Origin of the sequence: Dietzia sp. B32 (assembly GCF_024732245.1) — a bacterium.
Lineage (GTDB): Bacteria > Actinomycetota > Actinomycetes > Mycobacteriales > Mycobacteriaceae > Dietzia.
Genome location: NZ_CP093845.1, coordinates 1017516 through 1029747 on the forward strand (window position 1 = coordinate 1017516; position 12232 = coordinate 1029747).

Below are 12232 nucleotides of genomic sequence, written 5' to 3' on the forward strand. Positions count from 1 at the left end.
CTCACCACCCCAGTTCGCGGCAGCCGACGACCCCTGCGGTCTCGATCTGCACGGTCACATGCTCGACCCCGTGCCCCTCCAACAGGACGCGACGCGCGTCGTCGAGCACCACGGCGTGATCGGCATCAGGGTCGACCACCAGGTGCACGGTACCCACGTCCATTCCCGAGGTCAGGGTCCACAGGTGCAGGTCGTGCACCTCCTCGACGTCGCGCAACGCCCCGAGCTGGGCCTCCACCTCCGCGGGTTCGACGCCAGCGGGAGCGTGCTGGGCGAGGACGGTGAGCACCTGCCGGCCGAGCACCACTGCGCGGACCACGATGAACACGGCGATGGCCACCGCGACCACAAGGTCCCACACGCCCGACCCGGTCGCCCGGACGAGCAGGGCGGCCACGATCACCCCGACGGACCCGGCTGCGTCGGCGAGCACCTCGAGGTACGCACCCCGGACAGCCAGACTCTCGGTGGAGCCGCTGCGCAGCAACATCAGCGAGATGATGTTGATGACGAGCCCCAGCGCGCCGACGAGCAGCATCGTCCCCACGGCGACGGGGGCCTCGGAGCCGATCCTGCGGGCGGCTTCGATCAGGACGTACACGCCCATGCCGACCATGATGATCACCGCCAGGCCCGAGGCGAAGATCTCCACGCGATAGTGGCCGAATGTCCGGCGGCCGGTCCCGTCGGGGCGGGTGGCGATGATCGTGGCCAGCAGGGCGGCGCCGAGTGCCACCACGTCCGCGCCCATGTGGCCGGCGTCGGAGAGCAGTGCGAGGGACCCCGAGACCAGACCGGCGACCAACTCGACGACGAAGAACGACGCCGTCAACACGAATGCGGCGGCGAGCCGAACCCGGTACCGGGCACCGGCGTGGCCTGGGGACGGAGCATGGGAGTGACCCGCACCCATGAGCATCTCCTCCCCATACATGCATCAATGCGCATATTCTAACTAATCGCCGCGGCCGGCTCAAGATGTGGATGTTCAGCGCCGGATCCGGAGCCCCTTGGGAGTGATGCCGAAACCAGCGGCTTCGAACGCTGAGGCATGGGGCGAGGTGTGGACGGGCTCCCCGCCGAGCGTGGTGACAGTGAGGGGCCCCACCGCGCCCGCCTTCACTGTCTCCGCGAGCGCGGTGGCAGCGAGCGGGACGGCCCCGTCCCGGTCGTCGAGGACCAGGACGGTCCTCCCGCCCCGCTCCACGAACAACACGCACACACCGTCCACCAGCACCACCAGAGCTCCCGCCTTGCGGCCGGGACGGTGTCCGGACCCGTTCCCTGTCCCCTCGCCGCCCGTAGCCCCGTCACCGCTCGGGGATGCCGCGGGCCAGGGCAGGGCCGCCCCGTACGGATTGGCGGGATCGGTCGCGGCGAGAACCCGGACGGTGGGGTCGTCCGCCCCGGACGGCCAGTGGGCCTCGTCGGCGGTGTCGTCGAAGGTCCGTAGTCGGTCGATGGTGTTACCGGCGGCGAACTGGGCGGCCCCGAGTCCGTCGACGAAGTACCCGCGCCTGCAGCGACCCGAATCCTCCATCTGCGCCAGCACCTTGTACACGGCCGCGAACCCGCCGGGGATCTCCTCTGCCTCCACCGCGCCCCGGGTGACCACACCGTGACGCAGCAGCAGCGTCTCGGCCCAGGCATGAGCACGCAGGGTCGCGTCGGTGACCGGCTCCGGCACGAGCGACCAGCGGCCCGCGAGAACGGGAGGCGTCCTGGTTCCCGCGGCGACGGCGCCGTTCAGCTGCGCCATGGTCGTTCTGCCCAGGCGGGCTCGGCGGGGCCGGGCCGACGCCCGGGGCGACCGGTGTGCGGTCCCCGACCCCGACGAACCACCGCCGGCCAGCACCGCGCGCAGTGGCGCGAGGGTGTCATTGGTGACCACTCCGTCCCACACGAGGTCCCACAACGCGTCGCGGACGACCGCCTCGGTGATGGTGTCGGTCGGTGCGGTGGCCTCTTTCACCCTGGCGACGATGTCGCGGAAGAACAGGGCTCCGCCGCGCAGGGAGTCGACGACGGCGAGGTGGACCGGCCCCTCCGGCTGCGGTCGATCGAGGGGCAGGGTCGCACCGGCTGAATCGGCCGGGTGCAGCGAGACCCATCCGTCGCGGGAGCCGGCCCGACCGCGCCCGCTCCAGATGACCTCTCCCCCGGCCAGGAGCTCGTCGAGCATCGTCGGGGAGTAGTCCCGCACACGGAGAGCCAGGACCAGCGGTTCGAGCGCGGAGGCGGGCAGGGCGAGCCCGTCGAGTTGCTCGATCACCGCGAGCACCCCGTCCACACCGGACTCCGCGCCCGCCCCGGTGCCCAGGCTCTGCCAACCGGGCAGGAAGCGGCCGAGCGCGGAGTGCGAGACCGGTTCGATCTGCGAGCGCAGCGCGGCCAGCGACCGGCGACGGATGTGCCGCAGGACCTCGGCGTCGCACCATTCCGGGCCTGTCGAACCCGGGCGGAACTCACCGGCCAACAGCACGCCGGAGGAGGTGAGCCGATCGAGGACGCCGCGGGCGACGGCCACCCCGAGCCCGAAACGCTCGGCGACGGCGTCGACGGTGAACGGGCCGTGTGTACGCGCAAAGCGTCGGATGAGCTCGCCGAGGGGGTCATCGACATCGCCGAGGAACGCCGACGGCACCCCCGGCGGCGGCGGGACACCCAACCCGTCGCGGAGCCTGGCCACGTCCTCGACGCCGGCCCACCACGTCCGGCCGGAGTGCTCGACGGTGACCACACGCCACGCCTCGGCCAGGGAGTCGAGCCAGGCGGGGACGGCCGCGGGATCCGCGGAACGGGCGGCGATCTCCGCCGCCGTGAGTGGGCCCAACAGTCGCAGGAGGTCGACCACGGCCTCGGCGTCACGGGCCGCGCGCTCGGGCTCGAGGTGCTGTAGGCGCCGTTCGATCGAGTCCAGGACCTCGATGTCCAGCAGCTCCCGCAGCTCGACGCGTCCCAGGAGCTGTCCGAGCAGCGAGGGGTCTATGGCGAGCGCCGCAGCCCGCTTCTCCGCCAGCGGCGAGTCACCCTCGTAGAGGAACGCCCCGACGTAGTCGAACAGCAGCGACTGCGCGAACGGCGAGGCACCGGGCGTGTCCACCTCGACGATCCGTACGGTCCGCGAGGCGATCTCGTTGAGGATCCGCTCGAGGGCGGGCACGTCGTAAACGTCCTGCAGGCACTCGCGCACCGCCTCGAGGATCATCGGGAAATCCGGGTAGCGGCGCGCGACGTCGAGCAACTGAGCCGACTTCTGCCGCTGCTGCCACAACGGCGCCCGCCGGCCCGGGTCGAGCCGGGGGAAGAGCAGGGCGCGCGCCGAACACTCACGGAAGCGGGAGGCGAACAACGCGGACCCGCCCACGTGCCGGGTGACCAGATCCACCGCCTCCTCGGCCCCGATGGCGAACGTCTCGGCTCCCGGGCGTGCGCTCGCCTCGCCGTCGTCGCCCATGTCCGGGACCCGGAGGATGATGCCGTCGTCGGACACCACCGGCACCGCGTCGAACCCGTGGGCGGCGGCGAGCCGGGCGCGCACCGCCTCCGCCCACGGCCAGTGCACCCGCGCACCGAACGGCGAGTGGAGCACCACCCGCCAGTCCCCGACCTCGTCGCGGAAACGCTCCACGACGAGCGTGGTGTCACTGGGGACGTGGCCCGTGGCCTCGCGCTGCTCCGTCAGGAATCGGCGGAGATTGGTCGCGGCATTGGTGTCGAGTCCGGCGCTGTCCAACCGGGCGGCGACCTCCGCGTCCGTTCCGCCCGCCACCTCGCGCAGGAATCCGCCCAACGCGCGACCGAGCTCGGCGGGCCGACCCTGGTCGTCGCCGAGCCAGAACGGCAACCGGCCGGTACCGCCCGGCGCGGGGGTGACCAGCACTCGATCGTGCGTGATCTCCTCGACCCGCCAACTCGAGGCGCCGAGCGCGAAGACGTCCCCGACGCGCGACTCGTAGACCATCTCCTCGTCCAACTCGCCCACGCGGGCGGCCTTCTCGCCCACCATGAACACGCCGAACAACCCGCGGTCCGGGATGGTGCCGCCCGAGGTGACGGCGAGACGCTGGGCGCCGGGACGGCCGGTGAGTGTGCCCGCGTCGCGGTCCCAGACGAGCCGCGGCCGCAACTCCGCGAAGTCGGCGGACGGATACTTGCCGGCGAGCATGTCGAGCGTGGCCTCGAACGCGGGCCGCGGAAGCCCCTGATACGGGGCCGTGCGCCGGACGGCCGAGAACCACTCCTCGACGTCGATCGGCTCCAGCGCGCACGCCGCCACCGTCTGCTGGGCCAGGACGTCGAGGGGGTTGGCGATGACCGACAACTCCTCGATCGCGCCCTCGAGCATCCGCTCGACGGTCACCGCGCTGTGCACCAGATCTGCGCGGTGCTTGGGGAACACCACCGCCCGGGAGACCTCGCCGACCTGGTGGCCCGCGCGACCGACGCGCTGCAGCCCCGACGCCACCGACGGCGGCGACTCGACCTGGATGACCAGGTCCACCGCGCCCATGTCGATGCCCAACTCGAGAGACGAGGTGGCCACCACCGCCCGGAGTCGGCCCGATTTCAGGGCGTCCTCGATGAGTGCCCGGCGCTCCTTGGACACCGACCCGTGGTGGGCCATCGCCAACTCGGGCGGCGCCCCCCGCGAGACCTCCGAGGGCACCATCACCTGGGCGGGCGGCCGGGCCGGGGGCGCGGGCAGGGACCCGGGATCGGTGTCCTCGGCGTGGATCTCGTTGAGCCTCGCGGTGAGTCGCTCGGCCAGGCGGCGGGAGTTGACGAACACGATCGTCGAACGGTGTGCGGTGACCAGGTCCACCACCTGCCGCTCGACGTGCGGCCAGATCGATCCCTGTCCCGGCGTGCCCGGTGGGGCGGACACCTCCGGCGCCGACGCCGACAGGTCCGCCATGTCCTCGACCGGAACCCGGACGGACAACTCGAAGCGCTTGTCCGATCGCGGTGCCACCACGGTGACCGGGCGCTCGCCCGCCAGGAATCTGGCCACCTCGGAGTGCGGCCGGACCGTCGCCGACAAACCCACCCGCTGCGCGGGCGCATCGAGCATCTCGTCCAGCCGCTCCAGGCTCAGCGCGAGGTGCGCCCCGCGCTTGCTTCCGGCGACCGCGTGGATCTCGTCGATGATGACCGTGTCCACGCCCGTCAGGGTCTCGCGGGCCGCCGAGGTCAGGAGCAGGAACAGCGACTCGGGCGTGGTGACGAGGACGTGCGGGGGCCTGGCGCGCTGGCGCCGCCGTTCGTCCGGCGGGGTGTCGCCGGTCCGGATCCCGACAGTCACGTCCGGCGTCTGTACGCCCAGCGCCGCGGCCTCCCGGGCGATCCCCGCGAGCGGCGCCCGGAGATTCCGCTCGACGTCGACCGCCAGGGCCTTGAGCGGGGAGATGTAGAGGACGCGGGTGCCGGGCCCGGACGCCCGGGTGCTCGCGATGGAGCCTCCCGGATCGGGTTCGCTCGGGCCCAGGAGCAGCCCGTCGAGCGCGGCGAGGAACGCCGACAACGTCTTGCCGGAACCCGTGGGCGCCACGACCAGGGTGTGCGCACCGCCGGCGAGCGCCGCCCACGCGCCGGACTGCGCGGCGGTGGGCTCGCCGAACGCGCCACGGAACCAGGAGACGGTGGCCGGGTGGAACCGGTCCAGGGCGACGGACATGAACTCATGATGTCGTACGCCTACGACACGCGCCGTGACACGCCGACCGCTCCGTAGAGTGGCGGCATGCGCGATCTCGATGACCACGACCTGGCCTCCCACCTCGCCCACGGCATCGGGGACATCGTCCGGGGCACCCGCGCGGGCGGCCTGCTGCACGGCCGTTCGCTCGCCCGGGTGGCCAACGAGGTCGCCCAGAACTGGACCGACGAGGTGCTCGCGGTGCACCGTCCGGACGACGGGACACTCTCCGAGGGCGTCGCCGACGACCGCAGTCGGCTCAGCAGGTCTCGGGTGTGGATCATCGACGTGATCGACGGCACCAAGGAGTTCTCCACCGGCCGGTCCGACTGGTCGGTACACGTGGCGCTCGTCGTGGACGGCCACCCCACCGTCGCCGCGGTCGGACTCCCCGACGCCGGCCGGGTCTTCCGCTCGGACCAGGTCGACCACGTCGACGGCCCGCACTCCGGGACCATGGTCATCAGTCGGAACAACCCGCCCGCCGGGATCCACGAGGTCGCCGATGAACTCGGGCTGCACGTACGGCCGATGGGTTCGGCCGGCGCCAAGATGCTCTCCGTGCTCCTCGGCGACGCCGACGTCTACCTCCACGCCGGTGGGCAGAACGAGTGGGACCAGGCGGCGCCCGTCGGCGTGGCGTTGGCCGCCGGGCTGCACGCCTCCCGGATCGACGGGTCACCCCTCGAGTTCAACAAGTCCGACACCTACTCCCCCGACATCCTGGTGTGCCGCCCCGATCTCACGGAGAAGGTGCTGACCGTGACGGCGGGTCACCCGGTCTGGACGGCGTGAACGGACAGCTTGAGTAGACTTGAGCGCCATGACCGTCCCCACCCCGTACGAGGACCTGCTCCGGTTGGTCCTGGAGCAGGGCACCCCCAAGGCGGACCGCACCGGCACGGGCACACGCAGCGTGTTCGGCCACCAACTGCGTTATGACCTCGCACAGGGGTTTCCGCTGATCACCACCAAGCGCGTGCACTTCAAGTCCGTGGCCTACGAGCTGCTGTGGTTCCTGCGCGGCGAGTCCAACGTCGGGTGGTTGCGCGAGCACGACGTGACCATCTGGGACGAGTGGGCGGACGACGACGGCGAGCTCGGCCCCGTCTACGGCGTGCAGTGGCGCTCGTGGCCCACCCCCGACGGTGCCCACATCGATCAGATCGCCGCGGCGGTGGAGCTGCTGAAGACCGACCCGGACTCGCGGCGCAACATCGTCTCCGCGTGGAACGTCAGCGAGCTGTCGGACATGGCACTGCCGCCCTGCCACCTGCTGTTCCAGTTCTACGTGGCCGACGGCAGGCTCAGCTGTCAGCTGTACCAGCGCAGCGCCGACCTCTTCCTGGGCGTGCCCTTCAACATCGCCTCGTACTCGCTGCTCACCCACATGGTGGCGCAGCAGGTGGGTCTTGAGGTGGGCGAGTTCATCTGGACCGGCGGCGACTGCCACATCTACGACAACCACGTCGAGCAGGTCCGCAAGCAGCTCTCCCGGGACCCCTACCCCTACCCCGATCTGCGGCTCCACAGGGCGGACTCCCTCTTCGACTACACCTTCGAGGACTTCGAGGTCGTCGGTTACGAGCACCACCCGGGCATCAAGGCCCCGGTCGCGGTCTGACCCGGCGGGCGGCGGTGACGGTGCGGATGGTGTGGGCGCAGGCCCGCGACGCGGTGATCGGTGACGGCCGCGACATGCCGTGGCACATCCCCGAGGACCTCGCGTTCTTCAAGCAGGCCACCACCGGGCGGCCCGTCGTGATGGGCCGGGCCACGTGGGAGTCGATCCCGGAGCGGTTCCGTCCCCTACCCGGTCGTCGCAACATCGTGTGCACCCGTGACCCCGACTGGTCGGCGGAGGGGGCCGAGCGGGCCGGGTCGGTGGAGGCCGCCCTGGAACTGGCGGGTCCGGACGCCGCGGTGATGGGCGGCGGTCAAATCTACGCGGCGGCGCTGTCCGCGGCGGACGAGTGCCTGGTCACCGAGATCGACGCCGACGCGCCGGGCACCGTGCTGGCGCCCGAACTGGGCGACGCCTGGGAGCTGGTCGAGGTCGGCGAGTGGATCACCGATCCACGGAGTCGGGTCGAGGGGTACGACGACGAGGTGCGGCACCGACACACCGTGTGGCGTCGCCGGCAGCGCTGAACCGGCCGGGACCGCGCCAACTGGAACCACTTGCCGGCTAGAACCACTTCCACGTCTTGGGGATCTTCTCCCCCGCTGCGAGGATCTTGATCTTGGCCGTGGCCATGAACCCGTTGATCTCGATATCCAGGTGTGGGCCGCCGTGGACGTCGTAGCGTCCCTCGTCGATCTTCAGTTCGCTCATGGTCCGGTTGCCGGTGATCGACACTGACACCCCGGGCGGGAGCAGGATCTTCGCGTTGGCGCCCCACAGGTCCACCTGGAGGTGGGTCCGTGGGCGGTCGACGACGGCCTCCCGGGCGTCGAGGTAGATCTCACCGAGCCAGGACGTCAGTCGGTAGTCGTCCGGCAGCATCCAGCGCCCCTCGCGCTTGAGCGTGTCGAAGACAGAGGTCCTCTTCTGGCTCTCGTCGACCGTGATCGCGCTGCCGGGCCGGGTGGCCGGCGGGCGGGACTGCTGTGCGGGGCCGGGCCGATCGGCGGGGAGACCGCTCAGTGCCACGTCGAGTTCGGCGGGGCAGGTCGCGGCCCAGATCTTGGCGGCGCGGTCCGAGAACTCGGCGAGCGACAGCTCACCACGCCCCACCATCGCCTCGAGTCGCCGCTGCGCCAGGGTCCGCGGGTCGTTGTCCTGCTCCGGGTTCATGCCCCCAGGTTACTCAGCGCGTGAGGTCCTTCATCATCGAGCGCATGTCGGCTGCCAGTTCGTCGGCCAGGTCCTGGAGGCCACCGGAGATGACCTGCGAGAGGAGATCCGGATTCTGCGCCTCGATCACGCAGCCGCCGCCGGACTCGCGGATGACCACGTTGCACGGGATCATCAGGGCCACGTCCTTGCTCACGTCGAAGGCCTTCCCCGCGAACCCGGGGTTGCAGGCGCCGAGGATGAGGACGCGCTCGATGTCCTTGTCGATCTTGTTCTTCAGGGTGGCCGTGAAGTCGATCTCGTGGAGGATCCCGAATCCACGATCGGCGAGCGCTGCCCGGGTCGCCTCGACCGCCTCGTCGAACTCCATCTCGGTGTACGTGCCGATTCCGATGTCCATGTCGACTACCTCCGATGTCTCGTTGGTGCTTGGTGCCGTCGGTTTTGGTCTCCGGTGTCGTCACCCAGCCTGCCATGCGGCCGGGCGGTGGTCAGGCGAGCGAGAGGAACAGTTTCTCGAGTTCGGGCAGGTCGACCCCGTCCGCCCCGGGTTCGCCGTCGCGGGCGATGCACTCCTGGATGTTCTCGCTGATGATCTTGAACCCCGCACGGTCCAGCGCCTTGGACACCGCCGCGAGCTGGGTGACGATCTCCTTGCACGAGCGCTCCTGCTCGACCATGTCGATCACCGCGTTGAGCTGGCCACGCGCCCGGCGGAGCCGGTTGAGGACCTGCTGGCGGGGCTCGGACGCGGCCCTTTCGGGCACCGCCCGGTCGGGCACAGCTTTCACGGACTCTGCTCGTTCGGTTTCCGACATCGTCGTTCCTCTCGTGGATCGCTGATGGTCTCGGATGGTGAAGGCGGACTGACGCGAGACCCCCGTGGGTCCACCGGATGCCTCCAGTGTACCCACGGGGGTATATTTGCGCGAGTGCCGGTTCGGGCCGGCCCGGCTGACGCTCAGTCGTCGTGGACGATGATCCCGCGGACCATCCCCTCGCCGCCCTTCTCCATGATCTCGTAGCCCTCGTTGACCTGGTCCAGCGTGAAGCGATGCGTGATCAGCTCGTCCAGCTTGAGCTGCTTCTCGTCCCACAGCCGCAGGATGTTGGGGATGTCGTGGAAAGCGTTCGCGGAGCCGAAGAGTGAGCCCTTGATGACCTTCTCGTACTGCGAGACGAACAGCCCGGGCAGGGTGATGGACTGGTTGTCGAGGCCACCCATGGAGGTCAGGACCACGACGCCGCGCTTGCCGACCATGTCGGTCGCGTCGGCGGTGACCTTCGCGTCGGCCACCCCGATGGTGATGATGGCCTTCTCCGCCATCGTGCCCCAGGTCAGCCCCGGGAGCTCGGCCTTGGCCTCGTCCACGTCCGTGTAGACGTGGGTGGCGCCGAACTCCTTGGCCTTGGCCAGCTTCGACTCGTCGGTGTCGATGGCGAGGATGAAGCGCGCACCGGCGTGCTTGGCACCCTGGATGGCGTTGATCCCGATCCCGCCGATACCGAAGACGACGACGGTGTCGCCGGCCCGGACGTCGGCCGAGTAGACGGCGGAACCCCAGCCGGTGGTGACGCCACAGCCGACCAGCGCCGCCACCTCGAAGGGAATCCAGTCCTGGACCTTGACCACCGAGTTCATGTTGGCCACGGTGTACTGCGAGAACGTCCCCAGGGTGCACATGGCACCGGCGGTCTCGCCGTTGTCCAGCTTGAACGGGTAGCGGCCGTCGGCCATCTCACCGATGGTGCCGTTGAGGCCGCCGTCGCAGAGGTTGGTCATGCCGCGCGCACAGGCCGAACACTTGCCACAGGCGGGGATGAAGGACCCCACGACGTGGTCACCGGGCTGGACGTGGGTGACGCCCTCGCCGACAGCCTCGACGACGCCCGCCCCCTCGTGACCCCCGACGATCGGCAGGCGACCGGGCAGGTCGCCGCTGGTGATGTGCAGGTCGGAGTGGCAGAGTCCGGCGACCTTCCACTTGACGAGCACCTCGCCGAAGTTCGGTCCGTCGAGCTCGGCCTCGACGATCTCGAACGGCTTGCCGAGCTCGCGGGCGATGGCGGCCTTGGTCTTCAATTGATCTCCCTCCGGGCGCGACGGGGCGAGACCCGTCACTGAAACGTGTTCTAGCAACGTTAGCCCCATAGGTGAATTCCGTGGGGTGGTTACAAGAACGCGTTCCAGTGCGGATACCCGTCGCGGTGACCGGTCAGGAGGCGCGAGCCGGGTCGCGGATCAGGGCTGGGCGTCGCCCTGCTGCGCCTGGGCGTCCTCGACGGCCTTGCGGACCTCGTCCATGTCGAGCCCCTTGATCTGTTCGACCAGGTCGTCCAGTGCCTGCTCCGGGATCGCTCCCGAGTGGCGGAACACCGCGATGCCCTCGCGGAACGCCATGAGCGTCGGGATGGACTGGATCTGCAACATCGCCCCGAGCTGCTGCTCGGCGTCGGTGTCCACCTTGGCAAAGGTCACCTCGGGGTTCTTGCCCGAGACCTTCTCGAAGACCGGACCGAAGGCCTTGCACGGGCCACACCACTCGGCCCAGAAGTCCACCAGGACGATGTCGTTGTCGGTGACGGTCTTCTCGAACTCGGCGGTCGTGATGTCGACGGTGCTCATACGAATGCCCTCCTAGCGCGGACGGGGCGACTCTCGTCCCGCCTCGTGTGGTCGCCAGCCTACGGACAGCCCGCGCCGGCGACGACCTTGCGCGTCAATCGATACCCATGAGGGTATGAATGCCCGCGTAGTCAGGGACAACGCCGTCGGGAGCGGGATATTCCCCGGGCACCCCCGCCGTCATGCTCCTGGGCGAGGCGGCGAGTCGAGGACCTCGGTGAGGAACTTCTCGAGCTGGTCGAGGAAGACGGCGTTGTCGTCCCCCGCCACCATGTGCCCGGCGTCGGGCACCTCCATCGTGTACGCGTGCGGGAGCAGCTCGCGCAGATGCCGCACGGACTCGTCGCTGACGATGTCGGATGCCGAGCCCCGGATGAGCAGGGTCGGCTGGGTGATGTGCGGGACGAGGTTCTCGAAGAAGGCGTTGCCCATCTCGGCGTTCTGGGCGGAGGCGCCTCCCGCGAATCGGGGATCCCAGTGCCAGTGCCAGCGTCCGTCGTCCCGCATCCGCAGGTTCTTGCGCAGGCCCTCGGGGTTCGGCGGTCGCTTGCGCTGCGGCTGGTAGGCGGCGATCGCCTCGGCCGCCTCCTCGAGGCTCGCGAACCCGTCGAATCCGGAACGCATGAACTCCCCGACCCGCTCGACGCCCTTGGCCTCGAGCTTCGGGGTGACGTCCACCAACACGAGCGCGCGGGCGACGTCCTTGCCGGTGCCCAGCGAGAGCATCGCGGTCATCCCGCCGAGGGAGGCGCCGACGATCACCGGGCGCCGTGAGGGGAACCGCTCGGCGACGATCGCCTCGAGGTCGGCGGCCAGACGGTGGATGTCGTAGTCCCCCTCCGGATCCCAGTCGCTGTCCCCGTGACCGCGGGCGTCCATCGCGGTGACCCTGTAGCCCTCCCCCGACAGCCGCCGCGCGGCGCGGCTCCACGCGTGCCGGGTCTGGGCACCTCCGTGCAGCATGAGGATCTCCTCGACCGGATCGAGTGCCTCTCCGGCCGGACCCGCCGGCTCCCACACCTCTCCGACCAGCGTCACTCCGCCGTCGCGTTCCACCGTGAACTGCCGTGGTTCGCAGATCGTCTCGGTCCTCGACATGTACGGGCCTCCC

At 70.3% G+C, this 12232-nt stretch carries 11 protein-coding genes; 3 read left to right on the plus strand and 8 right to left on the minus strand.

Annotation, left to right across the window (positions count from 1 at the left end; translation table 11 throughout):
• Position 1 precedes the first annotated feature (1 nt).
• Positions 2-934 carry a cation diffusion facilitator family transporter gene (locus L8M95_RS04825; protein ID WP_396119455.1) on the minus strand — a complete coding sequence of 311 codons (933 nt, stop codon included), beginning with the start codon at positions 932-934 and terminating at the stop codon, positions 2-4.
• A 54-nt stretch (positions 935-988) separates the two neighbouring features.
• Positions 989-5677 (minus strand): ATP-dependent helicase, encoded by a 4689-nt coding sequence (locus L8M95_RS04830; RefSeq protein WP_260488391.1) that lies wholly within the window; start codon positions 5675-5677, stop codon positions 989-991.
• Positions 5678-5743: 66 nt separating this feature from the next.
• Here L8M95_RS04830 and L8M95_RS04835 point away from each other — a divergent pair, with 66 nt between their 5' ends.
• From L8M95_RS04835 to L8M95_RS04845, 3 genes are read left to right on the plus strand one after another with little or no spacing between them, the layout of a single operon-like run.
• A complete protein-coding gene (locus L8M95_RS04835; protein WP_260488392.1) occupies positions 5744-6493 on the plus strand; it encodes a 3'(2'),5'-bisphosphate nucleotidase CysQ in 750 nt (249 codons plus the stop codon).
• Between the two features lie 28 nt (positions 6494-6521).
• Complete coding sequence (locus L8M95_RS04840; protein ID WP_260488393.1) at positions 6522-7322, plus strand: thymidylate synthase; 801 nt, start codon at positions 6522-6524, stop codon at positions 7320-7322.
• A gap of 14 nt (positions 7323-7336) precedes the next feature.
• Positions 7337-7849, plus strand: coding sequence for a dihydrofolate reductase (locus L8M95_RS04845; protein ID WP_312027445.1), 513 nt, complete (start codon positions 7337-7339; stop codon positions 7847-7849).
• A gap of 37 nt (positions 7850-7886) precedes the next feature.
• Here L8M95_RS04845 and L8M95_RS04850 read toward each other — a convergent pair whose 3' ends face one another.
• The 6 genes from L8M95_RS04850 to L8M95_RS04875 form a co-directional block, all read right to left on the minus strand.
• The gene (locus tag L8M95_RS04850; RefSeq protein WP_260488394.1) at positions 7887-8495 is read right to left on the minus strand and encodes a DUF1707 domain-containing protein; all 609 of its coding nucleotides are present in this window, start codon (positions 8493-8495) and stop codon (positions 7887-7889) included.
• A gap of 13 nt (positions 8496-8508) precedes the next feature.
• Positions 8509-8895, minus strand: coding sequence for a DUF302 domain-containing protein (locus tag L8M95_RS04855; protein WP_260488395.1), 387 nt, complete (start codon positions 8893-8895; stop codon positions 8509-8511).
• 91 nt (positions 8896-8986) lie between these two features.
• The gene (locus L8M95_RS04860) at positions 8987-9286 is read right to left on the minus strand and encodes a metal-sensitive transcriptional regulator (protein WP_260488396.1); all 300 of its coding nucleotides are present in this window, start codon (positions 9284-9286) and stop codon (positions 8987-8989) included.
• A gap of 170 nt (positions 9287-9456) precedes the next feature.
• The gene (locus L8M95_RS04865) at positions 9457-10578 is read right to left on the minus strand and encodes an NDMA-dependent alcohol dehydrogenase (protein WP_260488397.1); all 1122 of its coding nucleotides are present in this window, start codon (positions 10576-10578) and stop codon (positions 9457-9459) included.
• 159 nt (positions 10579-10737) lie between these two features.
• Complete coding sequence (gene trxA, locus L8M95_RS04870; protein ID WP_260488398.1) at positions 10738-11121, minus strand: thioredoxin; 384 nt, start codon at positions 11119-11121, stop codon at positions 10738-10740.
• A 180-nt stretch (positions 11122-11301) separates the two neighbouring features.
• Entirely contained in the window at positions 11302-12219 is a 918-nt protein-coding gene (locus L8M95_RS04875) for an alpha/beta fold hydrolase (protein WP_260488399.1), read from the minus strand.
• Between the last annotated feature and the right edge of the window lie 13 nt (positions 12220-12232).

Coding starts and splice junctions, on each gene's coding strand:
- L8M95_RS04875 (WP_260488399.1), bottom strand. CDS start 12,219: ATGTCGAGGACCGAGACGATCTGCGAACCACGGCAGTTCACGGTGGAA.
- L8M95_RS04855 (WP_260488395.1), bottom strand. CDS start 8,895: ATGGACATCGGAATCGGCACGTACACCGAGATGGAGTTCGACGAGGCG.
- L8M95_RS04825 (WP_396119455.1), bottom strand. CDS start 934: ATGTATGGGGAGGAGATGCTCATGGGTGCGGGTCACTCCCATGCTCCG.
- L8M95_RS04850 (WP_260488394.1), bottom strand. CDS start 8,495: ATGAACCCGGAGCAGGACAACGACCCGCGGACCCTGGCGCAGCGGCGA.
- L8M95_RS04835 (WP_260488392.1), top strand. CDS start 5,744: ATGCGCGATCTCGATGACCACGACCTGGCCTCCCACCTCGCCCACGGC.
- L8M95_RS04830 (WP_260488391.1), bottom strand. CDS start 5,677: ATGTCCGTCGCCCTGGACCGGTTCCACCCGGCCACCGTCTCCTGGTTC.
- L8M95_RS04840 (WP_260488393.1), top strand. CDS start 6,522: ATGACCGTCCCCACCCCGTACGAGGACCTGCTCCGGTTGGTCCTGGAG.
- trxA (WP_260488398.1), bottom strand. CDS start 11,121: ATGAGCACCGTCGACATCACGACCGCCGAGTTCGAGAAGACCGTCACC.